The organism is Asticcacaulis sp. P2_B1 (assembly GCF_056404915.1).
On sequence record NZ_JBFUDD010000023.1, the window covers coordinates 1 to 24,237 of the forward strand.

Annotated in this window: 21 protein-coding genes and 1 pseudogene; 4 read left to right on the forward strand and 18 right to left on the reverse strand. The window is 61.6% G+C overall.

Features of this window, described 5'->3' with window-relative positions; all coding sequences use genetic code 11:
- Positions 1 to 194, reverse strand: a pseudogene (locus AC1DX3_RS24035) (UDP-glucose 6-dehydrogenase); the annotation flags it as partial.
- A 178-nt stretch (positions 195 to 372) separates the two neighbouring features.
- On the opposite strand from AC1DX3_RS24035, the gene AC1DX3_RS24040 reads away from it, so the two are divergent.
- Positions 373 to 1,137, forward strand: a complete 765-nt coding sequence (locus AC1DX3_RS24040; protein ID WP_476991897.1) for a hypothetical protein — start codon at positions 373 to 375, stop codon at positions 1,135 to 1,137.
- Positions 1,138 to 1,157: 20 nt separating this feature from the next.
- Here the strand turns inward: AC1DX3_RS24040 and AC1DX3_RS24045 are convergent, their stop codons facing one another.
- The 9 genes from AC1DX3_RS24045 to AC1DX3_RS24085 all read right to left on the reverse strand — a co-directional run bounded on the left by AC1DX3_RS24045 (position 1,158) and on the right by AC1DX3_RS24085 (position 10,500).
- The gene (locus AC1DX3_RS24045) at positions 1,158 to 2,084 is read right to left on the reverse strand and encodes an RDD family protein (protein ID WP_476991898.1); all 927 of its coding nucleotides are present in this window, start codon (positions 2,082 to 2,084) and stop codon (positions 1,158 to 1,160) included.
- Positions 2,077 to 3,114 carry a stage II sporulation protein M gene (locus AC1DX3_RS24050; RefSeq protein ID WP_476991899.1) on the reverse strand — a complete coding sequence of 346 codons (1,038 nt, stop codon included), beginning with the start codon at positions 3,112 to 3,114 and terminating at the stop codon, positions 2,077 to 2,079. Before AC1DX3_RS24050 ends, AC1DX3_RS24045 begins: the two co-directional genes overlap by 8 nt.
- A gap of 12 nt (positions 3,115 to 3,126) precedes the next feature.
- Positions 3,127 to 4,446 (reverse strand): DUF58 domain-containing protein, encoded by a 1,320-nt coding sequence (locus AC1DX3_RS24055; protein ID WP_476991900.1) that lies wholly within the window; start codon positions 4,444 to 4,446, stop codon positions 3,127 to 3,129.
- On the reverse strand, positions 4,446 to 5,402 hold the full coding sequence (locus AC1DX3_RS24060) for an AAA family ATPase (RefSeq protein ID WP_476991901.1): 957 nt from the start codon (positions 5,400 to 5,402) through the stop codon (positions 4,446 to 4,448). Before AC1DX3_RS24060 ends, AC1DX3_RS24055 begins: the two co-directional genes overlap by 1 nt.
- Positions 5,389 to 6,924, reverse strand: coding sequence for a hypothetical protein (locus tag AC1DX3_RS24065; protein ID WP_476991902.1), 1,536 nt, complete (start codon positions 6,922 to 6,924; stop codon positions 5,389 to 5,391). The genes AC1DX3_RS24060 and AC1DX3_RS24065 overlap by 14 nt, the downstream gene beginning before the upstream one ends.
- Positions 6,924 to 7,568 carry a hypothetical protein gene (locus AC1DX3_RS24070; RefSeq protein ID WP_476991903.1) on the reverse strand — a complete coding sequence of 215 codons (645 nt, stop codon included), beginning with the start codon at positions 7,566 to 7,568 and terminating at the stop codon, positions 6,924 to 6,926. Before AC1DX3_RS24070 ends, AC1DX3_RS24065 begins: the two co-directional genes overlap by 1 nt.
- 773 nt (positions 7,569 to 8,341) lie before the next feature.
- Complete coding sequence (locus AC1DX3_RS24075; protein WP_476991904.1) at positions 8,342 to 9,262, reverse strand: replication initiator protein A; 921 nt, start codon at positions 9,260 to 9,262, stop codon at positions 8,342 to 8,344.
- A 195-nt stretch (positions 9,263 to 9,457) separates the two neighbouring features.
- On the reverse strand, positions 9,458 to 9,811 hold the full coding sequence (locus tag AC1DX3_RS24080) for a ribbon-helix-helix domain-containing protein (protein ID WP_476991905.1): 354 nt from the start codon (positions 9,809 to 9,811) through the stop codon (positions 9,458 to 9,460).
- Entirely contained in the window at positions 9,808 to 10,500 is a 693-nt protein-coding gene (locus AC1DX3_RS24085; protein ID WP_476991906.1) for an AAA family ATPase, read from the reverse strand. Before AC1DX3_RS24085 ends, AC1DX3_RS24080 begins: the two co-directional genes overlap by 4 nt.
- Before the next feature lie 725 nt (positions 10,501 to 11,225).
- Between AC1DX3_RS24085 and AC1DX3_RS24090 the strand changes: the two genes are divergently transcribed.
- Positions 11,226 to 11,924 (forward strand): FadR/GntR family transcriptional regulator, encoded by a 699-nt coding sequence (locus AC1DX3_RS24090; RefSeq protein ID WP_476991907.1) that lies wholly within the window; start codon positions 11,226 to 11,228, stop codon positions 11,922 to 11,924.
- A 100-nt stretch (positions 11,925 to 12,024) separates the two neighbouring features.
- Here the strand turns inward: AC1DX3_RS24090 and AC1DX3_RS24095 are convergent, their stop codons facing one another.
- The 3 genes from AC1DX3_RS24095 to AC1DX3_RS24105 all read right to left on the reverse strand — a co-directional run bounded on the left by AC1DX3_RS24095 (position 12,025) and on the right by AC1DX3_RS24105 (position 15,551).
- Positions 12,025 to 14,823, reverse strand: a complete 2,799-nt coding sequence (locus AC1DX3_RS24095) for a bifunctional diguanylate cyclase/phosphodiesterase (protein WP_476991908.1) — start codon at positions 14,821 to 14,823, stop codon at positions 12,025 to 12,027.
- A 102-nt stretch (positions 14,824 to 14,925) separates the two neighbouring features.
- Positions 14,926 to 15,327: a type II toxin-antitoxin system death-on-curing family toxin gene (locus AC1DX3_RS24100; RefSeq protein WP_476991909.1), complete on the reverse strand. Its 402-nt coding sequence runs from the start codon at positions 15,325 to 15,327 to the stop codon at positions 14,926 to 14,928.
- 2 nt (positions 15,328 to 15,329) lie between these two features.
- Positions 15,330 to 15,551 (reverse strand): AbrB/MazE/SpoVT family DNA-binding domain-containing protein, encoded by a 222-nt coding sequence (locus tag AC1DX3_RS24105; RefSeq protein WP_476991910.1) that lies wholly within the window; start codon positions 15,549 to 15,551, stop codon positions 15,330 to 15,332.
- A 111-nt stretch (positions 15,552 to 15,662) separates the two neighbouring features.
- On the opposite strand from AC1DX3_RS24105, the gene AC1DX3_RS24110 reads away from it, so the two are divergent.
- Both AC1DX3_RS24110 and AC1DX3_RS24115 read left to right on the forward strand, forming a co-directional pair.
- A complete protein-coding gene (locus tag AC1DX3_RS24110) occupies positions 15,663 to 17,537 on the forward strand; it encodes a sensor histidine kinase (protein WP_476991911.1) in 1,875 nt (624 codons plus the stop codon).
- 17 nt (positions 17,538 to 17,554) lie between these two features.
- Positions 17,555 to 18,244: a response regulator gene (locus tag AC1DX3_RS24115; protein ID WP_476991912.1), complete on the forward strand. Its 690-nt coding sequence runs from the start codon at positions 17,555 to 17,557 to the stop codon at positions 18,242 to 18,244.
- A 3-nt stretch (positions 18,245 to 18,247) separates the two neighbouring features.
- Here the strand turns inward: AC1DX3_RS24115 and AC1DX3_RS24120 are convergent, their stop codons facing one another.
- The 5 genes from AC1DX3_RS24120 to AC1DX3_RS24140 all read right to left on the reverse strand — a co-directional run bounded on the left by AC1DX3_RS24120 (position 18,248) and on the right by AC1DX3_RS24140 (position 24,231).
- Positions 18,248 to 18,673, reverse strand: a complete 426-nt coding sequence (locus AC1DX3_RS24120) for a hypothetical protein (RefSeq protein ID WP_476991913.1) — start codon at positions 18,671 to 18,673, stop codon at positions 18,248 to 18,250.
- A 24-nt stretch (positions 18,674 to 18,697) separates the two neighbouring features.
- Positions 18,698 to 19,063 carry a hypothetical protein gene (locus AC1DX3_RS24125; RefSeq protein WP_476991914.1) on the reverse strand — a complete coding sequence of 122 codons (366 nt, stop codon included), beginning with the start codon at positions 19,061 to 19,063 and terminating at the stop codon, positions 18,698 to 18,700.
- A 99-nt stretch (positions 19,064 to 19,162) separates the two neighbouring features.
- Positions 19,163 to 19,558, reverse strand: coding sequence for a hypothetical protein (locus tag AC1DX3_RS24130; protein ID WP_476991915.1), 396 nt, complete (start codon positions 19,556 to 19,558; stop codon positions 19,163 to 19,165).
- Between the two features lie 111 nt (positions 19,559 to 19,669).
- Positions 19,670 to 21,037 (reverse strand): efflux transporter outer membrane subunit, encoded by a 1,368-nt coding sequence (locus AC1DX3_RS24135; protein WP_476991916.1) that lies wholly within the window; start codon positions 21,035 to 21,037, stop codon positions 19,670 to 19,672.
- Positions 21,034 to 24,231, reverse strand: coding sequence for an efflux RND transporter permease subunit (locus tag AC1DX3_RS24140; RefSeq protein ID WP_476991917.1), 3,198 nt, complete (start codon positions 24,229 to 24,231; stop codon positions 21,034 to 21,036). Before AC1DX3_RS24140 ends, AC1DX3_RS24135 begins: the two co-directional genes overlap by 4 nt.
- Positions 24,232 to 24,237: the final 6 nt, after the last annotated feature.

Genomic DNA, 24,237 nt, shown 5'->3' on the forward strand with positions numbered 1-24,237 from the left:
GTCAGGCGGCCCGCCTTGACATTGTCATGGACCATTTCTTCAAGGCCAGGCTCGAAGATCGGGATCTTGCCCGCCCGAAGCCCCTCGATCTTGGCCACGTCCTTGTCCATACACACGACCTCATGGCCGTACTCAGCCAGGCAAACACCCGAGACAAGGCCAACATAACCAGAACCAATCATCGTAATCTTCATAAAATACAGCCCTCTTCAATAGGTCTGGCGCTGCTACGCCCTAAAAAGCATCGCCGGCACAAAGCCCAAAAACCGCGGCCAAGGCAAGCTAAAAATCGTGACAGTTTTGCTTTTGCTAACGGGGTTGGCAAACCGGACGATGCGGTCTAACCTGCCTCTATTCCAAGGGGGAAGGCTAATGACGGCATTTAGCTTCGGCGGGGTTTTCAACCGCTTTTTCAAAATCATCGGCGAGAATTTTCTGCTGTTCCTGGGCCTGGGCCTGATCGCCTACGTTCTGCCGGCCGCGATCATCAATTACGGTCTGTTCAATTTCGCGGGTGTGACCCAGGTCGACTGGCCCCAAAAAGTCCAGGGCATGGCGCCCGTCTATTGGGCCTGGATCGCCGGCGCCGGCATCCTGTTGGCCGCGTTTCAGCTCTTCAACCTGGCCGCCATTACCGAAGTCGCCATCCTGCGCGCGGTCGGCAAACCGGTCACCGCGGGTACCGTCATCGCCCACGCCCTCGGCAATATCATCCCCATCCTCATCATCTCGCTCATGGTCGGATTCCTTATGGCGCTGGGTTTCGTCCTTCTGGTCGTACCTGGGGTTATGTTCATGCTGGCCGCCTATGTCGCCATTCCGGCACGTGTCGGCGAACCCGGACTTGGCCTGTGGGGCAGCGTCCAGCGTTCGTTCGACCTTACACGTAATCACCGCTGGATGATTCTTTTGTTGCTGGTCGTCTTCGGTATGTTGATTGGCGCCGTCACCAGCGCCGCCACCATGACGATCATGCAGTTCAGCACGGTCGGCAGCCTGACCGCGACCATGGCCCAGGTCGTCGTCAACGGTGTCCAGAGCGTTCTCGACAACGTCCTGGTTGTCGCCATCTACGTCTCATTGCGTGAAAGCAAGGACAAGTCGACGCCGGACCAGACCGCCAATGTCTTTGCCTGATCAGGCCCAAGCTACGTCGGTCAGGACAGTGCCGGCTCGGTCTTGTCCTTGCGCCGCTTGCCCAGCAACATCTTGCTTTCCAGCCAGGCCCGCAAGGCGCCATAATAGGCCTTGAGGAAGACCTCGTCAGACGGTGCGTAGATATCGTTCTTCGGCGTCTGCCAGTGGATCCGCGCCTTGATCTTCTCGGCGACGGCGCGCATGACGGCGGGCTTGCGGTCGCGCAACACCTGCTCCAGCACGCCCAGCTCCATCTCACCATAGGCCAGTTGTTCCGGCGTGAAGGTCAGGCCCAATTGACGGTCGCTGTCCATATCGACAAGATCGTAGCTCAAGGCTGCCTTCGGCATATGGACGACGCGCGTGCCCGCCAGGAAGTCGCCCAGCCGCGCATGTTGTTTGTTGAACACCGGCAGCAACAGCAGAGCCAGGGCCCACAGAAACGAGATCAGCCCGATCCAGCCGCGGCCGGGCGTCCCGGCACCGGCCATCAGGATGCCGATCGGCATGAACAGCTCGACCTCACGCAAGGCGTTGCGGGTGAAAATCGCCGCCGGCGTCAACTGACCGCCATCATGGGCGATGACGCGCAGTTTCATAATGCGCTTGCCTGGCGTGGCGGCGTATTTGCCCATCTCGAAAGCCATGAAATAGCCCGAGCGCAGGAAGAAAAAGAAGGCATAGAGCGCCATGCCAAGAATCGACGCCGCGATCTTATGCTCCTTCATGAACTCTTCGTGGAAGGGCAAGGCAATATAGACGATAAAGACGACGATCGGTAGAACGGCCAGGATGATGAAATCGATGACGATGGCGCCGACGCGTTCGCCGAAACTGGCCTTGATGAAGGGCAGAACGATGCCTTCCGGGGTCAGGATTTCCGTCGCCGAACGACCGTATTCGCCATAGGGCGCGTCGGCCAGCAGGTCGCGTTTCGCCTTAGCCATCGACGGCCTCATCTTTTTTGCCGACGAAGAGGAAGTATACACACCACAAAGTCAGCATGGTGATGCCGATGGCGATACGGACAAACGGGTCGAGGATGGTCTGGCGTCCGATGCCTTCCAGGCAGCCGGCGATCGTCAGCATCAGGGCGACCCCGATCATCACCGTGCCGGTCAGTCGCCCGGCGTCGGCCATGGCGCTAAGGCGGGTGGCGTCGCCTGGGAAGACCAGTCGCCGGGCGATGTGGAACCCGCAACCACCGGCGACAATGATGGCGAGCAGCTCGGTCGTGCCGTGGATCGTCAGCCAGGCGGCGAATTCGAATCCCACCCCCTTGCTGAAAAACAGCCACAGCATGGCGCCCATGGTGACGCCGTTTTGCAGCAGCAGGACGATCGTCGGTAGGCCGAAAATGGCGCCCAGGGCAAAGGCCATGATGGCGACCTGGGTATTGTGCGTCATCAGGAAGACAGCAAACGGCGACAACAAGGCATCCTTGGGCGCACCGCCCAGGGTCTCACGCAACTGCTGGGCAGTGCTGGTAAGGTCGCGACCCTGGCTGTAACCGGGTGGGATAAAAATGTCGTACCAGGTGGATGAATGGGCGCATAGCAGCCAGCCCAATACCACGCCGGCGACGGTGAGCACGAAGGCCAAGCCAATTTCCATGCCCAGGGCGCGCACGCTTTTAGGCCAGTTACGCACGAAGAAGCTGTTGAGCACGTCTTTCAAGCGGGTGTGCGGGCCGTAGATATAGACATAGGCGCGGGCGCACAGAGCCTGCAGATAGGTGATCATGTTGCGGTCGAGTGAGATCGACTGCGCCATCGACAACGACGACATGGCCGAGCGGTAGAGCACCGGCAGATTCAGTAACTCGTCGATGCTGAAACTGCCCAGGCCCTGCTTTTCGACCTTGTCGAGCTGACTGTTGAGCGCCTTCCAGTCGGCCTGTCGCGCTTCGCGGAATTTTTGGCTCTTGAGCTGGAGGACGGGTTTCGGAGGCTCGGGCCTCAGCGGTTCGTCTAACATCTGACCCCTCCCCTACAATCGATCGGCGCGTTTAAGCGCCAGATATTTGCTGACGATCGCCGTCGCCATGGCTTCGGTCGGCGCTTCCAGCACCTCGACACCCTGACGGCGCAGTTGCGCAAACACGCGCTCGCGCTGGTTCGACAGGCGTTTGGCGAAGACGGCCCGCGTCACGTCCTCGGGCTGTTTCGGCGCGCGATTGAGCAGGTCGTCAACGACCTCGTCCTTGAAGGCGACGAACATGACCAGGTGCTTGCGACTGAGGCGGTTAAGGCCCTCCAGCATCAGGTCGGCGCTGATCTCGTCGATGAAGTCGGTGAAGAGGATGATCAGCGACCGTCGCGCCACCTTGGCGTTGAGATCGGCCAGGGCGAGTGTGTGGTTCGATTCCTCTGTCGAGTCGGTCAGGGACGACAACTGGTGTTTCAGGTTCTCGAAGCCATTGGTGCCGGAAATCATCGGCGCGGCATGATAGGGCTTGGAATCGAAAGCGAAGGTGCGAATATTGTCGCCGATCTTCAACGCCGTATAGCCCAGCAAAAGACCGGCATAGATGGCGCGGTCGATACGCTTCAGCCCGGCCAGGGGCTCGCCCATCAGACGGCCGGTATCGTAGACCAGGACGATATGGTGATTGCGTTCGGCCTGGAATTCGCGGCTGTACAGCTTCATGTGGCGGGCGGATGAGCGCCAGTCGATGCGGCGGTGATCCTGCGAGGCGTCGTATTCACGCAGGGCGTGGTATTCCGAACCGTTGTACAGCTGGTTCTGAACCCGGATGCCATAGATGTTGTCGATCGAGAATAGGTCGGAGGCATCCTGCTCGACGCCTTTCAGGTCGGGCGTGATGACGATCAACTTGTCGAGCTTGATCTTGGTCTGGACATAGACCAGGCCCATAAAGCCTTGCCAGCGGATATAGGCGGCATCGATCTCACCTTGGCCGCGCGCCTTGGCCTTCAGGGTCAAGGTGCCGCGGAAGGTCTTGTCGTCGCCGCGCGTCATGCTGCGGTCGTAATCCGACAGAGCCAGAAGGCCGTTGAGACCCAGGCGCAGTTCGATGCGCTGCGGTTGCCGCCATTTGGTAAAACGCGCAGTAAAGGGCTGGCTCTGTTCGCGGCCGACGCCCATCGACTTCGGCAGCTTGACCTCGAACTCCAGCCCCTGCCCTACCGGCGCGAAAAAGCCGTCCAGTATGGCCAGGACGAACAGCAGGGCCATGATCAGCGGCACCCACGCCCACAGCGACGGCGCATACAGTCCCGCGCCGATGGCAAGGGGTATGCCAAGGCCAAGAATGATCAGCAGTCGCGGGGTGGGATAGATGGACATCAGCGCGGTATTTCAATCCGTTCGAGGAGACCTTGCAGGACGCTGTCGACATTCTGGCCTTCGATTTCGGCCGAAGGCGACAGCAGGACGCGGTGGCGCATGCACGGACGGTAAAGCGCCTTGATATCGTCGGGCAGGACATAGTCGCGGCCGTCGAGCGTGGCCTTGGCCCGGGCGGCGCGCGCCAACAGGGCGCCGGCGCGCGGACTGGCCCCCACCGACAGTTGCGGCGCTTCACGGGTGGCGCGGATCAGGGCAACGATATAGTTGAGATTGGCGTCGTTCAGCTTGACGCCCGCCACCGTATTGATGGCTTCGGTCAATTGGGCGGCACTGAGCACGGCGGTGACGCCAGCCGTCACCGGATCGTTCGCGGCCGAGGCATTGCCCGAGGTGTCGACGATGCGCTTTTCTTCCTCCAGGCTGGGGTAGCCCAGGATGTGTTTGAACAGAAAGCGGTCGAGCTGCGCTTCCGGCAGCGGATAGGTGCCCTGTTGCTCGATCGGGTTCTGGGTGGCGATGACGGTGAAGTGGGCGCCGAGATCGTGACGCTTGCCGTCGAGCGTGACGTGGCGCTCCTGCATGGCTTCAAGCAGGGCTGCCTGGGTCTTGGGCGGGGTGCGGTTGATTTCGTCAGCCAGTAGCAGGTCGCAGAAGATCGGCCCCTTCGACAGCGAGAAGGCCGAGGTCTGGAAGTTGAACAGGTTCGAACCCAGTACGTCGCCCGGCAGCATGTCGGGGGTGAACTGGATGCGGCCGAATTTCAACGACAGGCTTTGGCAGAAGGTACGCGCCAGCAGGGTCTTGGCGGTGCCAGGCGGCCCTTCGAGCAGGACGTGGCCGCCGGAGAACAAGGCGGTCAGCAAGAGATCGACGGTATCGGTCTGGCCGACAATGACCTTGCCGATCTCGGCCCGCAATTGGCCGGCCAGGTTTTGGATATCAGATATGAGCACGTTCTATCTCCGTCTTCCAGGCGTGCAGCCGCAGCGTCACGTCAATGAGTTGGTGAACCGTGACGATGCGCGCCGCCCGGTCCCTGAGGTCAAGATAATTATCAGTCGTCCCGTGGCTGCGGCCAATCTTGTCGGCCAGCTCATCGAGCGATGTATTGGGTTGGATTTGCAGGTAGCCGCGATTTTTCAGGACGATATCGCGCATCAGCTGAGCATAGGCGCTGCCGAGTTTCACTTCCTTCAAGGTCATGGCCATCAGGCGGGCCGCATTGTCGGCGAGGACCTTGACACCGCGGCCCAGAGGCGGCTCGACCGGCACTTCGCGTGCCGGACCGAAACGAGCGAAGGCCGCCCACATCAGGCCCAGGCCCAGGACCAGCAAGCTTAAGGGTATGCCGAGATAAGGCGGACGGCTGAGCGCATGCATCAGGTCGTGATCGAAGGATTGACCGTTGAAGACCTGATTGAAGACGACCGAATACGGTTTCTTTTGCACCGGCGCGACCTGGTCGACCAGGCTCAGCGCGGCCACGACCTTGCGTGGGTCGCTGAGTATCTGGTTGTTGAGCAGGTCCGGGTCGCTGAGCAGATAGACTGGGGTCTTAGTCGCCTTGCGCCCGCCGGTAACGATGACGCGCGACAGGACCGCCTCGCCGTTGGGGTCGAACAGCACCGGCACCAGATTGGGCGCAGTGATCGATTGCAGGCTGGCGACCTTGCCGACCGCCATCTCGCCCTTGGCGCCATGCAGTATCAGATCAGCCGCCGCAGGGCTGTGCGTAATGACATAGGGAACATTGTCGTAGATGGTGGTTGTATCCCCCTCGACATAAACGTCCTGACCGGCCGCGACCTTGGGGCGCAGGACCTTGCCCTTGGCGCCCTTGGGCGTCGGCATTTCCGTCATGGGTGACAATTCGGCCAGCATATCGCGGATGGCCGAGTCCTGAGCGATCTGGGGGTCGCTGGCCCAACGCGGATGTTTGAGATAGGGGCTGGCCTGCCATTTCGGCGCCACGACCAGGACCGCGTGCCCCAGCGGGTTATACAACATGTGCTTCGACCGGTCTGGGCTGGGGTAGAAGCCGTCGTCGACACCGTTGGAGGATTCAGACGCGGATGACGCACTATCGGAACTGTCTGATGCCTGGTCCGAATCGTCATCGGAAGCGCTGTCCGAACTATTGCTCGTGTCGAAATCCATCGGGTAGTTGTAAAGCCCAGGCAGATCGAGCGTGATCACCTCAAGATCGCCGCGGGTGACGTCATCGGTGTCTTCCATGCGATTGAGCAAGGTGACATGGCCCTGGGCATCGAGCAAACGGCGCAGGCCGGCATAGCCTTGGGCCGACACGGCTGTGACCGAAGCCGATTGCGGGCTTTCCGGCTCCGAGTTGACATCGAGCAGGACCAGGACGGCGATGGCGAACATGGCCAAGCACAGGAAAGCGATGACAGCGGGCAACCAGCCGGACGCGGGGCCGAGGGTCAGTTTCTTTTTAGGTGTCGCGGGCTTGGCCATCAGCTTATGCCCTCCGCGGCGACAAAGTCCACATAGGCCTGACGACAGGCATCAAAGCCGGCCTTGCCGACCGCCATGCCGGCGAAATAGCTCTTTTCCACCCACCCGACGATACGGACAAAGGCCGGGCGCGCGCCTTCGGGCAACAGAGGGTGTGAACAGATCTCGCGCGCCGAGATGTGCGGACGGACCAGGTCGGGGCGATAGGCGTTGATGTCGGCGACACTGCGTACCAGCAGTAAGTGGACGGCCTCGTCATATTCGCCACGCGCCGCCAGGGCGTCGATGTCGTGCAACAAGGCGACAACGGCTTCGCGTGTCGGCCGCCATGCCGCATCGGCCTTGAGGTTATGACCGGTGAACAAGCGCTCGAAGCGGGTGGTCAGGAACAGGCGCACGACCGGCGACAGTAGAAGCGCCAAGGCGCAGAAACCCAATAGGTAGAGCAGATAAGGCAAGACAGGCCCGAGTGGCGCAAACACCTTGCCGACGGCTTCGAAGAAATGCCCTACGCCTTCGAAGACATGGCGCCAGAAGTCGTTGGCATGCGGGTCCGGCTTGGGCGTCGACACGAAGCTGGTCTGGATATCGTGTTTGGCGTTGACGGCGTCGATCAGCTTTTTGGCGTGCGTGACGTCGGGCACGGAGGGGCTGACACCCGGGACCGGGTGGCCTGTTGCAGGAACTGTCCCGCTGCTAGCCACGATATCTGTTCTCCCCCGGTTATGAAGCCACCCCGTCCCGCCCCCCGGCAATTTACCTTTGGGTCGCGGTGCCTTCGAATTCAGATTAGAGGTCAAATGCAACCGAGGTCAAGGGATAAGCCTTGAATCGCTCTATATCACACACCCTTTGTTACGGAGCGGGTCTGGCCTATCTCAGGGCCAGAGACCCGCTTCATACACCGCCTTTGTCGCATTCGCCGTGTTAAAAAGTCTTTTAGAAGAATCCTTAAGTAAGTTAAGGCGGGTTAATGCGCCTTTTCCCCGTTATAATTAAGGGAGTTAGGTTTTGCTTCAGTGGGTGTTCCCCCGTGGCGCGGTGGGTAATCCCCCGCTTGGTGCGTGTGTGATAACCCGTGGGACAAGTGGGTGAAACCCCGTCTCGAACAACGGGTCCGGCGGTCTTTTCCACTGTTTTATCCACAGAGCGGCGGTGTGCGATACCCCGAGGGTGGGTGAAACACCGTGCCGGCGGGCGCATTTCAGTCGTTTTGTGGCGGATCGGCGCCATAACAGACGGTGTGCGATCCCCCGAAGGCCTGGATGAGTCGCCTGGAATGGCCGGAAAAACGAATCAGGTGTGTAATCCCCCGATGATTCGGGGCAGTTTCCACTCCTCCCCGCCTCTGAATCTTAAGGTCTATAAGGCATCCACAGCTGTGGGCGGGTGTGCGATCCCCCGATAAGGAGGTCTGCTAAGCCCTTGCGGCGGCACGTTTGCGGTTTGGCTTGATCTCGCTTTGGCGGTTGAGCACGTCCAATTCGGCGCTGACGGTCTCGCCCAGGCGGGCTAGGCGCGACACGATGAACAGGGCCGGCGAGCCGTCGGTCGTGGTGGTCAGGGTCAAGTCGTATTCCGGCAGCTGATTGCGCTCGACGATCTTGCGCAGCATGCGGTTGAACTCTTTCAGCGGGCTGTCGGAGCCGGTTTTCTGATGCAGGATCTCAATCCGGCATAGCCAGCCGTCTTCCTGCACACCGGCATGCTTGCGGGCGATACGATAAAGCGCGCGTTCAAGCCCGCCGGTCAGCAGGAAATAGTCCTGATGCATGGTGAGAAGCGATTTCTCGCTGACAATGCCTTCATAGACCCAGTTGCTCAAGGTCAGGGTCATGCCGCGGGGCTGGCCGGTGACCTGGTCGATTTCCAGTGTCCAGCCGTCGAGCCAGCCGAATTGGGCTTCCTGGCGCCGGGTGGGTGCCCGCAGGCTTGTGCGGATGGAAGTGGTCTCCAGTCGTGCGAGGGCAGCCTGCAGCTCCTGATAGGCCTTGCCGCCGGTATCGCGTTTTATGGCGCGCAGGAGATCATAGGTGGTGGTCTTGAGGGTGCGCGGCAGGTCGTTGACGCCCTGGGCCTTCATGCGGTTGAGGGCCGACGCGGCCCAGATCAGGATATYGGCGTCCCAGATGGTGGCCATGCCGTAGGCGGGCATGGACTCGACCTTGACCCAGACATCGCCGTCGGGACTGGTATATTCGATGGGTTTGAGCCGCTTGCGCTTCTGCAACGAGAAGAACGGCCGCTCCATGATCTCGCGCTGGTCCTTCAGCGGCACGTCGTGCAGCAGGGGAATGAAGAAATCCAGCGAAGGATTGGGATCGCGGCGGCGGGTCATGGGGTAAGTTGGCATGATTCCGATAGGGAGGGAAGACGCAGGGGTCGCGGACCCCACACCCCGTAAGTCGTTCAGGATAAGGCCAGTCTTTTCAGCCCTTAAAAAGGGTTCCCGAAGTGGGACCCTTTTTAAGGGCTAAGAAGTTTGATCTGATCTCGGACAATTTACGGGGTGTGGGGGCTGTGCCCCCACGACTTACCTTTCCCCCATCGGATGCTTGCCATACTTATGCAGCACCGCGTCGAGCCCCTCCCCTATCAGCGCCTGCACCGTCGTATCACGTTCGACCGCCAGCAGTTTCACCGACTTGGCCATTTGCGGACTGAAATAGCCGGCGACCATGACCTTGCCAACGCGCGCCGGCGTGGTGGTCGAGGCCGGCGCCGGCACGGCCTCCTGGATCGGCATCTTGGCGGCGGGTTTGGCGACCTTGGGCGCCTGCACCTTCATTTCGGGCGCTGCCTGCTTCCCAATGGTATCGGTGATGGAGACCTGGGGGCCGGCGACGGCGGCGAGTCGTTGAGCGAGGCTGGGGCGGGATGCGGTCATGCGGCACCTTTAAGAGTTTCTTGAGTTGTTGTGTCGGCAGGTTTGGTTGTCGGCATGTCGAGACGTCCACACACCCACGCGTAAAGTTTTTCGACCTCATCGGCGGCCTTGCCGGCGGGTTCGTATTCGCTGGCCGTCAATCCGTTGATGACGGCGTGGCGCAGGGCCGCGCGATCGACCAGGCAGACCGGCGCGATCGACAGGTTGAGCGAATGGATGACGGTCGCCACCTCCTCGATCAGGCTGTTGGCGCGCGGCGGCACCGCATTGAGCAGGACGCTGGCCGGCTTTTGCGCCACACGTACCAGTTCAGCGGTCGTCTTGATGGCGTGAAGGTCGAAGGCCGAGGCCCGGGTCGGGATCAGCACCAAATCGGCCTGCTTGGCAGCAGCAACTGCAGCCGAATCGGCGGCCGGCGGCGAATCGAGAATGACGAGGTCGACCCCCATCTTCTCGGCCTCTTTCAAGGTAGGCACTAGGCGCGCGTGTGGAGCGGCGACGACGACGGGATTTTCCGAAGCGCCCTCCCCTGCCCCGCGCCAGTCGGCCCACTGGGCGGCGGTCGCCTGCGGGTCGAGGTCGATGATAGCGACAGAATAGCCGGAACGGGCGGCAGCGACGGCGATATGGACCGCGATCGTCGTCTTGCCGACACCGCCCTTCTGCGAAACGATAGCCAGGGTCTTCATGGTGAAAAGTCCTCGTTTTTACTTGTAGACGCGTGGATAGGCGGAGGTGCGTGCGGGTGCATAGGGCGACACGGCGGGGTGTAAACGTGGCGACGCGTATGGGTGCGGGTGTGCGGACGTGCGCACGCCACCATAGGTCAGGTTCTGCACAGGTCCGCCTTTCGCCACCTCCGCAACCGGAAATGCGGGCGTGTCGCCCCGCCCGCTTGCCGACGTAGCAACCTGTGGACACGTCGCGGCGTCGGGTTGTGGTCTGGCGGGCGTGTTGGGCGGCGGAATACGCGACATGTTGGAGTGTCCTCAGGTCGAAATGGCTATATGCAGTCATGGCGACAGGTCGCGGCGGACCCATCTCCATCTGTCCACGGGTGGGACGACTTGGCCTGTGCGCCACTTGCATAAAGGACGCGGCCACGTCTTGGCGTGTGGACAGGTGGTGAACCATGAGTCGCCGAGTTTGGTGAATAAAGTGTAAAGGCGGGGTTATCACGCGGCTGTGATCGTATAATATGATAGCGCTCCCATAACGAAATCAAGGACTTGCGGGCGGGGAGGGCAGGGGGACGAAAATGAAATGTGACAAGTCTGAAATTTTCAATTAAATGAAGACCATAGCCGGATTTTAGGTGACAGGTCGACCTGTGGACGTGTCTCACCTATCAAAAAGCCGGTTGATTGGACACCACGCATAAAAACATGTGGGCCAAAAACTGTTGGGAGATATCATGCGTCACACTCCGGGGATAAGTCTAACCTACAGCCTGCTCGAAACCCTGGGCCAGGCTATCGTCATCGGTGAGTTCGAAGAGAGCGGGTTTCCGACCGAAGCCGAGCTCTGCACCCAATACCAGGCCAGCCGCACGGTCGCGCGCGAAGCGGTCAAGATGTTGGCGGCCAAGGGCCTCCTAAGCTCGCGGCCGCGCCAGGGCACTCGTGTCGAAGCCGTCTCGAACTGGAATCTACTCGATCCGGACATCTCGCGCTGGATGATGGAGCGGCCCTATTCCAACACGATCTATCGCGATCTGACCGAGGTTCGGTTGGCGATCGAGCCGACCGCGGCGCACTTGGCAGCCAAACGCGCGACGCGGGCGGACATCAAGGCGATAAGGGCAGGGCTCAATGGGATGCGCGACGAGGCCGATCATCACGACCTGGCTCTGCTGGCGGATATCGATTTCCATGTTGCCATCCTCAAGGCATCTGGTAATCCGTTCCTCATCCAACTGAAGGAACTGATCCACACCGCTCTGACCATCTCGATCGGATTGACCAACCGTATCGCCGGTCATTCGGCCAGCATCGCCGATCATGAGGCTGTGCTGGTCGCCATTGAGAACGGTCAGGCTGAGGTGGCAGAGGCGGCCATGCGCCACATCCTCGCAGAATCCCTGGAGATGATCGACGCATTTCACACCGAGTGAAAAAAGGCATCGCCCGGATGGCATCGAGCGCCTGGTTTCGTGAAACGGGGCAGGGGGCTGATGTCATGTCAAGCTGTGGACACGCCCTCCTGTCTACGCTTCAACCGGCGGCCAGGCGCAATGGCGATGGGATATGTTCGACCGGCCGGCCCAGCAGATAGCCCTGGGCACCCTCGCAGCCTTCTTCCAGTAACAACGACATGTGGCTTTCCGTTTCGACGCCCTCGGCTAGGACCGGAATCCCCAGGGATTTGCCGAGCGCGATAACGGCACGGACAATGGCGCGCGACTGCTGATTCTTGCCTCCATCGCCGCCACCGGTCTCGACCAGGAATGAGCGATCGATCTTGATCTTGTCGAACGGGAAGGCATTGAGTGTATCGAGCGAAGCGTAGCCGGTGCCGAAATCGTCGAGCGCAATGGTCACGCCCAAGGCCTTGATCTGCCGCAAGATGTGCAAGGCGCGCTGCTTGTCGTCGATAATGGTCGATTCGGTGATTTCCAGCTCCAGCCGGCGAGGATCAAGGCCGGTTTCGATCAGGATTCCACGCACAATATCGATCAGGTTGGTGTCATTGAGCTGGACCGGCGACAGATTGACGGCAATCTTGAGGCTGTTCTCCCACTGGGCGGCCTCGGCGCAAGCGGTGCGCAGGACCCAGGCGCCGATATCGATAATGGCGCCGCTTTCCTCGGCCACGGAGATGAAGTCCATCGGGGAGACGAAACCGCGCGATGGGTGCTTCCAGCGGATCAGGGCTTCGTAACCGGTGATTTCGCGCGTCGCGACCGAGGCCTGGACCTGGTAAAAGACGCGGAATTCGTCGTGCTCCAAAGCGTGGAGCAGATCCTTGGCCATGGTGCGGCGGTCGCGAGCGACCTCGTCCATCGTAGCGTCGAAATAGCATGCCTTGTCGCCGATGCTGGTCTTGGCGCGGTAGAGCGCCAGGCCGGCATTGTTGAGCAGGGCCTCGCGCGTCGAGCCGTCCTGCGGATAGAGAGCAACACCGATTGAGCCGTGCGGCACGATCTCGGCGTCATCGACGAGGAGGGGAAGGGCGAAACACTCGCGTACGCGCACCATGAAGTCATGCAGGTCCTGGGGTGTATCGTAACGCAACAAGGCCGCAAATTCGTCGCCGCCGAAACACGCGATGAATTCGTTCTTGCCGCGGATGGCGCTAAGGCGTGCGGCTACGGCTTTCAGCACGGCGTCGCCGGCGGCGTGACCGCGCTGATCGTTGATGTCCTTGAAGCGGTCGAGGTCGATGGCGATGACGGCGACGCGCTGCAGCTGGCGGCCGGCCCAGGCCAGCTCTTCATCGAGATAGTCGTTGAAATGCAACCGGTTGGGCAGGCCGGTCAAGCCGTCGTGGCGCGCCATGTGAGCGATGCGGGCCTCATTGTTACGGCGTTCGGTAATGTCGTCAAAGGTCGAGACCCAGCCACCGTCAGGCATTGGGCGGTGTGAGACTGACATGGCGCGATTGGCGATCATGTCCGAGACAAGAACGCCGCCGTCGGGATGGGCAATCGTGGCACGATGGCGGGCGTGCAGGGTCTCGATGGCATCCTCGTCGGGCGTGCGGCCATCGAGGCGCGTCTTGGCGGCAATCAGCAGATCGCGGAAGCTGACACCCGGCCGGACGACATTTGCATCCAGTTCGTAAAGCTCGCTGAAGCGTGAATTGGCGAGGATCAGGCGTTCGTTACGATCGAACAGGCACAGGCCTTGCGACATGTTGGATAGGGCCGCCTCGAAATTGCGCGAGACCTCGCGCATGCGGTCCTCGGCGGCCTTGCGGGCTGTAATTTCCTGGGTGATATTGGCGAAACCGAGAAGTTTGCCGTCATTGTCGCGAAGGGCGCGCAGCAGGGTATGCCCCCAGAATGTCTGGCCGTCGGCGCGCTTCCCAGGGCCTTCCAACTCGGCGCGGCCGTCGCGTTCGGCAATGGCCAGCGCCTCGCGATACTGTCTGGGGAAGTCGTGGTCGACGGCGCAGATATCACCGTAAACCTGGCCGACGATGTCCTCTGTGCGGTATCCGTTGATGCGGTCGCCGCCAGCGTTCCAGTCGACGATGCGACCTTCGGCGTCGAGCATGAAGATGGCGCAGTCCTCAATGCCTTCGAGCAGGACGCGGAAGCGGCGGTCGCTGTCGGCCCGAACATGATCGAGACGGCGGCCGGACAGGACGGCGAAGACGCAAAGGCTGAAGACGGCGATGGCGGCGAGCGCAAGGATGGCCGACATCGAGGAAGGGGTCACGTCGACCCCGGTAGCAGCGACGCGGCTGTCGGGCAGGATGGTGACGGCGCCCATGGCGGTAAAATGGTGGCTGACGATCGCCAGGACCAGGAGGATGGCGGCGAGCGGATTGGCCAGCCTTGAGGTTTTGAGCTCCAGCGCGCCCATGGCGGCAGCGGCGAAAGCGATGCCGAAAACGAATGACGCCACGACCAGCGGCACATCCCAAATAATATGACCGGGTAAGTCCAACGCCATCATACCGATGAAGTGCATGGAACAGACGCCGGACCCGACAACGGCGCCCCCGGTCAGGCGCGCCAGACGAAAACCGTTGCTGACGGCGATTTCGATACCGCCGGCGGTGACCGCCATGGCGCAGAGGAGCGACAGCAAGGTAAGCCGCAGATCGTAGGTGGCAGCGTGGCCGGAATCGAAGGCCAGCATGGCGATGAAGTGAGTTGCCCAGATACCGAAGCCGGTAGCTGTACCTGCCGTCAATGCCCAGCGCAGGCGGATAGTACCCGTCGTCGCTTCGGCGCGGCGGATGAGCAGGACGGCGACGGAGCAAGCTATGACACAAACCAGCGCCGCCAAGGCAACGAGCCGCCAGTCGTGCTGAGCCTGCAGGCAGTAGAGAACTCTGTACATGTTACGGATCTTCGGCGGGTCGGGTTGCCGAATGTAACAGGACGAGCTTTTTTCGACGTTAAAAGAGTAGGTTAGCGCCGGCTTAACGTGCGCGATATGGCCTTAAGCTGCGGGTTTGCGCGGCACGATGTGCGTGCGTATCCAGCTGGCGAAGGCTTCGGCGCTCAATTCACCGTCGGCGACGACCATCAGACCCAGAAAGCAGGTCGTGTCGTCGGCACTCAATTCGTATCCGTTGAGATTGAGGAAGAGCTCGATAACGACAACGGCGGTCGCCAGATTGCCGTCGTGAAACAGCTGGTCGTGGGCCAGGCCATAGCCGTAACAGGCGGCTAACGACGCCAAATCGGTCGCCGAGCTTTCGTTCAGCGCCCGGGCACGGGCATAGAGCATCTTCATCATGCTCAGTTCACGCAGGCCGACGCGGCCGCCATGTTCGGCCACGACTTCGGCCTGGACCGCCTGGATGATGCCGTCGCGCAGCAGGGTAAACGCCGATTTCATGGCTATTTGGTCAGTTCGTGAACGACGTTGCGGCGCTTTTTCATCAGGGCGCGCGCCGTTTGCATCTGTTCGGCATAGACCGGGTCGTAGGGCGAGATACGATAGCCGTCGGGCGTTTCGGTCAGGAAGACGCTGTCGCCCTTGTCCAGCTTGAGCCGGTTCAGCAAATCCTTGGGCAGGATGACACCCAGCGAATTGCCGATCTTGCTGATCTTCAGTTCCATAACAGCCTCAGTTATATGTATAACTATCGTAATAACACGCACATTTGCCGCAAGGCAAGCGCCAGCCGCGTGCAGACTATTGTCTCAGGGTTAAAGCCGTATTACTGCCTTATGGAACAACGGCGTTATCGGGAGGCGCGATTGGGGGCGGCAGGCAAACTTCGACTGGCGGTCGTGGCCATGGTGGCTACGGCGTTCGCAGCCCTCAGCCTGGGCTTTGCGCTGCACGAAACGCACGGAGCCATGCCGTCGTTCGACTATGTAGCCCCAGCGGTGCTGGGCGTACTCGGCATGGCCATGAGCGGTTGGGTTTGGGCTCTGCGACCGCGTGAAATGGCGACCCAGGTTTTTGCCCTGAACGGCCTGGCCTGGATGGTGTCCCTTTTGTGTATCGCCACCTTTTCCGCCCTGACGTCCTATTCCGATCCGCTGTACGAACGAGTGTTAAGCGCCGGCAACAGCCTGGGCAATCAAGCCTTCTACCTGACCCTGATGACCCTGTTCCTGACCTATCCGGCGCGCCTGGTGCCGGCGCGCTGGGCCTGGGGACTGCTGGGCCTGATCGTACCCTATGCGATCGTTTATTTCGCAGGCTGGGCCGGGCTCCATATCCTGTGGATCATGGTGCCCCTGCTCGAACTGTCGGCCATTATCGCTCTGATCGTATGGCAATGGCTGCGCACGCGGCGTACACCCCGTGAGCGGGCGGCGCTGATGTGGCTGGCCCTGTCGGTCATCGTCGGCGCTTCATTGTGGTGCTGCCTGCTATTGATCGACCTTGTTCGCGGCACCCACGATGGCACAGGCGGCACCTTGCTACTGGTCCTGTTTTTTCCTTTCTATGCCGGCCTTGCCATGGGCGTGGCGCGATTTTGTCTCGTCGAGTTACAGGACTGGACTTTCCGCATCCTGTTTTACCTGATGGCCGCCGTCCTGTTCGCCGCCATCGACGCCGCCCTTGTCATGGCGCTGGGCCTGGGCCGGGGAGGGGCCTTGGGCATCTCGCTGCTGGTTGTCGCCTTCGGCTACCTGCCCTTGCGCGAGATCATCTGGCGCCGCTTTACCCAGGGCTCGACCATGACCGAGACGGCGATGTTTGCCGCTGTCATGGACATCGTCTTCGCACCGACGCCTTTGCAAAGACAGGCGCGCTGGGAAGGCCTGTTGCGTAGCCTGTTCAAGCCGTTGCGCCTGGAAACCATCGAGATGACCGGGGACGCAGTGATCGTCGACGACGGTCTGGCCATGCGGATACCGGCCGTGGCCGACACATCGGCTCTGATGATCGGCCTGGCACGCGAGGGCAGGGGACTGTTCTCACCTTCGCAACTGGCCCTGGTGCGCCAACTCATCGTCCTCTTGCGGACGGCCGCCCACAGCCGCGACGCCTATGAGCGTGGCGCCTCGGAAGAACGTCGTCGCCTGGCCCAGGACCTTCACGATGACGTCGGCGCCCGGCTATTGTCCGGTCTTAACACCGCCGACGCGCGGACACGGCCGGTGTTGCACGCCGCCTTGGCCGACATCCGCAGTATCGCTGGCGGCCTGATGGGCGCCGCGGCCCCGCTCGATCATGCCCTGGCCGATATTCGTCACGAGTGCGTTCGCCGCCTGGAAGCCGCCGATATCGCCGTCGACTGGCCACTGTGGCCGGACGACGCCCCCCTGATCCTGCTCGATTATCGCTTGCAAAAGGCCTTGGGCAGCGGCCTGCGAGAAGCCGTATCCAATATCATCCGCCATGCCGAGGCCTCCGAAGTCCGTATTGCCGTAACCCTGGCCGGTGATGGGTTGGATATCGTGGTGCGTGACAATGGTGTCGGATTTTCCGAAAGTGTCCTGAGCGGCGAAGGTGGCGGCCAACGCGACGGATTGGGCCTGCCGGGTCTGCAGAGGCGGCTGGCTGAGGTCGGCGGTGCGGCGCGCTTCGGTAACCGGCCGGAAGGCGGCGCCGAAATTGTCTTCGATTTGCCTTTAAGTCTGTAAGCCACTAGACTCGCTCCATGCCAGAATCCAAGCCTGACTCCGAGCTGGAACTACCCCGCCTGTGCCTGCTGGTCGAGGACCAGGCTGGCAACCGTCAGTGGCTGGTCGAGGTCTTGCGCACCGCGTTTGCCGCTGTCGACATCGTTGAGACCACCAGCCTGCGCGAGGCCAAGGCCTGGCTGGATAACGATCCGCGCGCCGCGAATCTGTGGCTGTCCCTGATCGATCTCGGCTTGCCCGACGGGTCGGGTATCAACCTGATCCGGGATATGAAACAAGCCTTTCCTGCAACCCTGCTGGTCGTTGCCAGCATCTATAATGACGACCAGCATCTCTTCGATGCCCTGTCCGCCGGGGCACACGGTTATCTGCTGAAGGACGAGGCCAGCGGCGTGATGGCGTCCTATCTCCGCCGCATCGAAAGCGGTGAGCCTGCCCTGACGCCATCGATCGCGCGGCGGCTGCTCGGCTACTTCCAGGCGCCCGAACGGGCCGAGGTGGCCGAGGAGGGCGAGGTGCAGTTGACGGGGCGTGAAACCGAGACCCTGACCCTGCTGGCGCGCGGCCTGACCATTGCCGAGGCGGCGAAGACCCTGGCGTTGAAGCCGCAGACGGTCGCCGGCTATGTCAAGGTCATCTATCAGAAGCTGAATGTGTCGTCGCGCGCCGAGGCCACGCTCAAGGCGGTCAAGCGCGGCTTGGCCTGACCCTTATTGCGGAGACGACGAGCTCGACGCCGGATAGCTGCTCAGCGCGTCGTCGGCGCTTTTCAGGACCTCGTCGATGTCTGCCTCCATCATGTCGAAACAATGGTTCAGTTCCGCGTCGAGTGCCTCATTGCCCTTGCCGGCCCACAGATCGACATCGGCCTGGTCGATGGGCCGGCTCTGATCAAAAAAGGACAGGTAGTCGGTCTCTATGCCTTTGCTCAGGGCCTGCATCTTTTGGATGTCGTCGGCGCTGAATTCGCTCTGCTGATCCGGGCGCTGCATGAAGGCGATATCGGCGTCGACGCTTTGCTTGTCGGCAATGCCGACGGCGCGACAATGCGACCAATCAGTGTCGGTCATGGCGGCCGAGGCCGCGCCGGCGAAGGCGAGGAGAGCGAAGGCCGGCAGGAAATAGTGCGCTTTCATGTCATCGGCTCCGGGCGTGGTTGATCAGTTCAAACAGGTCTGAGACTGGCTGAGCAATTGCTCTTCCGTCATGGCCAGCGCCTGTGACAGTTCATCGTCTCCCGGCTCCTCAGCCGTGGCATAGATGTAAAGGAGACCGAAGGCAGCTTCATTGTAGGTATCGAGGCGTTTGACGTCGGCATCGAGCTGCGCCTTGTTGTCGGCCGAAGGTTGTTCGGCGACGGTTTGACGATCGGCTTCGACGATGCTTTTTTGCGTGTCGGCGACATTGCCCATGGCCATAGCGATGGCTAGGCAATGACTGTCGTGCGTCGCGTCGGCGGCACACGCCTGGGCACCCGCCAGCAAAGCCGCCAAGCCTATGACAATGGAAAGCCGGTATCCCCGCATAACATCCCCTCGCTGAGCCTGCGGTGGCCATATTACGTCATGGGCGCGATGCAGCACACCCCTGAATAGGGGGTTACAACATTTGTAACGGAGAGAGGATCAGTATTGCAAATTGGGCGGCAGGCAGGGATTGGCTTTCTTGATCAGAGCCTTATGGTCCAGGGCGAGGAACGCCTTGACAGCCTCATCATCCGGCTTGGGCTCGCTGCCGCCGGGATAAAAGTCCAGGATCTTGGCCGAAGCCCCCATTTCGTCGAGCGCCAGGGTATGCAGCTCTCCAATGCGCTTGGCGTCGCCGCCCTTGGCTTCGAGCGCGTCGGCCTCTGCCCAGTCATCATCGAAGTTTTTGCCTAAAGCCGCCGACACCGCTTGCGCATTGGCAACGCACCACGCCTTTTGTTCGGCGCTGAGCGCCACGGTTTGAGCCTCGACCGGCGCGGTCGCAGTGAGGGCCGCCACGACGGCTAGCCCACTCCATATGGATACTGAACGCAATTTTGTCTCCTGCGTCTTCAACTCAGGCGCACGAGGCACCCCCCACAATAGCTATACTGCGTTCCACTTTTTGGCGCAAAGGGAAACCTATTCCAACCCGCCGACCAAGGCTTAATTCAAGCTGTCGTCGTCGCCGAGCGCACGATAGAGCGCCACCAGATTGGTCGCCTTCAGGGCTTGCAGACTGACCAGTTGCTGCCGCGACGTATAGGCGGTGCGCTGGGCGTCGAGCAGGGTGAGATAGCCGTCGGTTCCGCTGTCATACCGCGCCTGCGACAAGCGCAAGGACGTCTGCGCCGCGTCGTTGGCCTTCGTCTGGGCATCGAGCCGTTCGTCGATGCGCGCACGCACGGCCAGCGCCTGATTGACATCATTGAAGGCTGACTGAATGGCGCCTTCGTATTGCGCGACGGCGATATCCCGGCCGGCCTTGGCGCCGCGCAGGTTGTTGACATTGGCGCCGCCGGCGAAGATCGGGACGCCCGCTTGCGTGCCGTAGGACCAGGTGCCGTTGCCGGATTTGAACAGGTCGCCCAGCGCACCCGAAGCCGAGCCCAGGGCACCGGTCAGGGAGATGGTCGGGAAGAAAGCCGCGCGCGCTGCGCCGATATCGGCATTGGCGGCCTTAAGACTGTGTTCGGCGGCCAGGACATCCGGACGCTTGAGCAAAACCTCGGACGGCAGGCCGACGGGGAGGGCGTCGGCAACCATGTTGTCGCCCAGGCCGGTTGGCAGCAGGTCTTCCGGCACCGCGGCGCCAGTTAACAGCGTGAGGGCTGACTTGTCCTGGTCGATCTGCGTCTGGGCCGTCGCGACATCGCCGCGCGCCTGTTCCAGCAGGGTCTTGGCTTGGCTCAGGTCGAGGTCGGAGAGGACGCCGATCCTGGCCTGGCCGACGGCGATGTCATAGGCGTCCTGGCGGGTTTGCAGGGTCTGTTGCGCTATGGTCAGTATATCCCGATCCGCCGCCAGACCCAGCCAGGCGTCGGCGGTCGAGGCGATCAGCGAAATGGCAACGGCATTGCGATTTTCCTGGGAGGCGAAGAAGTCCTCCAGGGCGGCTTTTTTCAGGCTGCGGACACGGCCGAACAGGTCGATTTCCCATGACAGGCCGAGATTGGCGTTCCATGTCTCGTTGTCGCCACCGGCGTCGCTGTGCGACTTGGTGCCGGACAGGCTGCCGTCGAGCGCGGGCAGGAGACCGGCGCGTTCGATGCCGAACTGGGCGCGGGCCTGAACGATATTGAGCGCGGCGACGCGGAGGTCGCGATTATTGGCCAGGGCCAGTTCGATTGTCTTTTGCAGGGCCGGATCGGTGAACAGGGCGCGCCAATGCAGGTGGGTATCGGCCGTCGTCGTGACCGGTGCTGACCATGTGCTGGCCACCGGCGCGGCCGGACGATCGTAATGCGGCGCCATCGTGCAAGCCGAAAGGAAGAGCACGGAAGGCAAAAGCAGGAGGGTCGTGCGCGTGATCATTGTCCGCCTCCCGGCTGCGGCCGTGGATTTTTGGCCGCCTGACGCGCGGCGATGTCCTGGGGCAGATTATCCATGCGGAAGAGTTTCTGCACCAGCACGAAGAACAGCGGCACGAAGAAGATGGCCAGGAAGGTCGCGGACAGAACGCCGCCGATCAGGCCCGTGCCGATCGCGTGCTGAGACGCCGAGCCGGCCGAATTGGCCAGGGCCAGCGGCATGATGCCGAAGGTGAAGGCGAGCGACGTCATAATGATCGGCCGCAAGCGGATACGGACGGCTTCCAACGTGGCATCGAGCAGGGTGCGGCCTTCCTCGTGCAGGATCTTGGCGAATTCGACGATCAGGATGGCGTTCTTGGCCGACAAGCCCATGGTGGCCAGCAGACCGACCTGGAAATAGATGTCGTTGTCGAGCCCGCGGATCCAGGTCGCCAATAGCGCGCCCAGGATCCCCAGGGGCACCACAAGAATGACGGCAAACGGGATCGACCAGCTTTCGTAAAGGGCGGCCAGGAGCAGGAAGACGACCAGCAGGGACAACGCATAAAGCGCCGGCGCCTGTTGACCCGATTCCTTTTCCTGCAAGCTGAGACCGGTCCATTCGAAGCCGATACCCTGAGGTAGTTCGCCGGCCAGTTTCTCGACCTCGTTCATGGCTACCCCGTTCGATTGGCCGGGTGCGGCGGTGCCGTTGATTTCCATCGACGAGGAACCGTTATAGCGCTGCAATTGCGGCGAGCCGAAGGTCCAGCGCGAGGTCCCGAAGGTGCCGAACGGCACCATTTCGCCGCTGCTGTTGCGCAGGAACCAGCGATTGATGTCCTCGGGGCGCGAGCGGAACTGGCCGTCGCCCTCGACATAGACGCGCTTGATGCGGCCGCGGTCGATGAAGTCGTTGACATAGGTGCCGCCGAGCGCTGTCGACAACAGGCTGTTGATGTCGGCGACCGAGACACCCATGGCGCCGGCGCGGGCATTGTCGATGTCGATCTTGAGCTGGGGCGTGTCGTCCTGGCCGTTGGCGCGGACATTGGACAGGATGGCGTCGCTGTTGGCGGCCTTGACCAATTGGTCGCGGGCGGCTGCCAGCTGATCGTGGCCGACGCCCCCGACATCCTTCAACTGCAGGTCGAAACCCGACGAATTGCCCAGTTCGCGCACGGCCGGCGGGATGGTCGGGATGACCTGGGCATTATGGATGGAGGCGAAGGCCTTCTTGGCGCGTTCGACGACGGCGAAGACCTTCATGTCGGCGGCGTGGCGCAGCTTGAAATCCTTCATGCGCACGATGACCATGCCCTGGTTCTCGCCCGAGCCGGAGAAGCTGAAACCGGCGATCGAAAAGACGAATTCGACCGCCTTGTCCTTCTGGTAATAGTCTTGAATCCGGTTCAGCACCTTGGTCGTCTGGTCGGTCGTCGAACCGACCGGCAATTGGACGATAGTGGTGACCAGGCCCTGATCCTCGTCGGGCAGGAAAGAGGTCGGCAGGTTCATGGCCAGCATGACGACGGCGGCGATAATACCGGCATAGACGCACAGGAAAAGGCCGGGGACACGCAGGATGCCGCGCACCGATTTCTGATAGCGATGGGCGAAGACCTGGAAGCCGCGGTTGAAGGCGCTTAAGGGGCCGTGGACCTTGACGTCGGGATCGTTCTCTTCGGTCGGCGCCCCCTCGTGCTGGCCTGCCTTGGGCTTCTTAAGCAGGGTGGCGCACAGGGGCGGGGTCAGGACAAGGGCGACGACAACCGACAGGGCCATGGCGGAGACCAGGGTCACCGAAAATTGCCGGTAGATGATGCCCTGGGTGCCGCCAAAGAAGGCCATGGGAATGAACATGGCGGCCAGGACCGAGGCGACGCCGATCAGGGCGCCGGTAATTTCGTCCATCGACCGGCGCGTGGCCTCCAGCGGGTCGAGGCCTTCCTCGTGCATGACGCGCTCGACGTTTTCGACCACGACGATGGCGTCGTCGACCAACAGGCCGATGGCCAGGACCAGGCCGAACATGGTCAGGGTATTCACCGTATAACCGAATACCGCCAGGATGCCGAAGGTGCCGAGCAGGACGACCGGCACGGCGATGGTCGGGATCAGGGTGGCGCGCCAGTTTTGCAGGAAGACGAACATGACGACAAAGACCAGGACGATGGCTTCGATCAGGGTCTTGACGACGTCCTCGATGGCGATCTTGACGAATTGCGTCGAGTCGTTGGGGATGGCGTATTTGACGCCGGCCGGAAAGGTCGGCTCGATCTCCTTGATCTTGGCCTTGATCAGATCGGCGGTTTTCAGCGCATTGGCGCCGGTGGCCAGGTTGATCTGCATGCCGGCGGCCAGATGGCCGTTCATGCGAGCGATATTGCCGTAATTCTGTGGCCCCAGCTCGACGCGGGCGACGTTCTTGAGCAGGACGGGTGTCCCGGCGGGGTTGTTCTTGACGATGATATTTTCGAACTGCGTCGGCGTTTGTAGTTGCGACTGCGCCGTGATGGTGGCGTTGAGAGCGACGTCGTTGGGCACCGGGTCGGCACCGATGGCGCCGGCGGAAACCTGGGTGTTCTGCGCCTTGATGGCAGCGACGACATCGGCCGGCGTCAGGCTGTAGGTCGCCAGCTGGTCGGCGTTCAGCCAGATACGCATGGCGTATTGAGAGCCGAAGATACGAGTATCGCCGACCCCGTCGATACGGGCGATTTCGTCGCTCATGTGCGAAGCGATCCAGTCGCCGAGATCGGCGTTCGACTGGCTGCCGTCCTCGGTATAGAGCGCGATCGCCATCAGCTGCGAGCCGGTCGCCTTGGTGACGCGCAGGCCTTGCGCCTGGACATCGGCGGGCAGGCGGCGGGTAACGGATTGCGCCTGGTTCTGCACCTGGACCTGGGCAAAGTCCGGGTCGGTGCCGGCTTCGAAGACCAGGGTCACATTGGCGGAGCCCGTCGACGAATTCGACGTCATATATTTAAGGTGGTCGAGACCCGTCATGCCCTGTTCGATGACCTGGGTCACCGAATCTTCGACGATCTTGGCCGAGGCGCCGGGGTAGTTGGCCGACACCGTCACCTGGGGCAGGGCGATGCGCGGATACTGCTCGATCGGCAGGGTGAAGACGGCCAAGGCTCCCGCCAGCATGATGACGATAGCGATGACCCAGGCGAAGATCGGCCGGTCGATGAAGAAACGCGATAACATGGCGGA

Bases quoted from the DNA above. Each gene is read 5' to 3' on its own strand.
- AC1DX3_RS24080 (WP_476991905.1), bottom strand. From the start codon at position 9,811: ATGACCGCATCCCGCCCCAGCCTCGCTCAACGACTCGCCGCCGTCGCC.
- AC1DX3_RS24045 (WP_476991898.1), bottom strand. From the start codon at position 2,084: ATGGCTAAGGCGAAACGCGACCTGCTGGCCGACGCGCCCTATGGCGAA.
- AC1DX3_RS24140 (WP_476991917.1), bottom strand. From the start codon at position 24,231: ATGTTATCGCGTTTCTTCATCGACCGGCCGATCTTCGCCTGGGTCATC.
- AC1DX3_RS24090 (WP_476991907.1), top strand. From the start codon at position 11,226: ATGCGTCACACTCCGGGGATAAGTCTAACCTACAGCCTGCTCGAAACC.
- AC1DX3_RS24120 (WP_476991913.1), bottom strand. From the start codon at position 18,673: ATGAAAGCGCACTATTTCCTGCCGGCCTTCGCTCTCCTCGCCTTCGCC.
- AC1DX3_RS24135 (WP_476991916.1), bottom strand. From the start codon at position 21,037: ATGATCACGCGCACGACCCTCCTGCTTTTGCCTTCCGTGCTCTTCCTT.
- AC1DX3_RS24040 (WP_476991897.1), top strand. From the start codon at position 373: ATGACGGCATTTAGCTTCGGCGGGGTTTTCAACCGCTTTTTCAAAATC.
- AC1DX3_RS24105 (WP_476991910.1), bottom strand. From the start codon at position 15,551: ATGGAACTGAAGATCAGCAAGATCGGCAATTCGCTGGGTGTCATCCTG.
- AC1DX3_RS24125 (WP_476991914.1), bottom strand. From the start codon at position 19,063: ATGCGGGGATACCGGCTTTCCATTGTCATAGGCTTGGCGGCTTTGCTG.
- AC1DX3_RS24100 (WP_476991909.1), bottom strand. From the start codon at position 15,327: ATGAAATCGGCGTTTACCCTGCTGCGCGACGGCATCATCCAGGCGGTC.
- AC1DX3_RS24055 (WP_476991900.1), bottom strand. From the start codon at position 4,446: ATGTCCATCTATCCCACCCCGCGACTGCTGATCATTCTTGGCCTTGGC.
- AC1DX3_RS24095 (WP_476991908.1), bottom strand. From the start codon at position 14,823: ATGTACAGAGTTCTCTACTGCCTGCAGGCTCAGCACGACTGGCGGCTC.
- AC1DX3_RS24115 (WP_476991912.1), top strand. From the start codon at position 17,555: ATGCCAGAATCCAAGCCTGACTCCGAGCTGGAACTACCCCGCCTGTGC.
- AC1DX3_RS24085 (WP_476991906.1), bottom strand. From the start codon at position 10,500: ATGAAGACCCTGGCTATCGTTTCGCAGAAGGGCGGTGTCGGCAAGACG.
- AC1DX3_RS24050 (WP_476991899.1), bottom strand. From the start codon at position 3,114: ATGTTAGACGAACCGCTGAGGCCCGAGCCTCCGAAACCCGTCCTCCAG.
- AC1DX3_RS24065 (WP_476991902.1), bottom strand. From the start codon at position 6,924: ATGGCCAAGCCCGCGACACCTAAAAAGAAACTGACCCTCGGCCCCGCG.
- AC1DX3_RS24110 (WP_476991911.1), top strand. From the start codon at position 15,663: ATGGAACAACGGCGTTATCGGGAGGCGCGATTGGGGGCGGCAGGCAAA.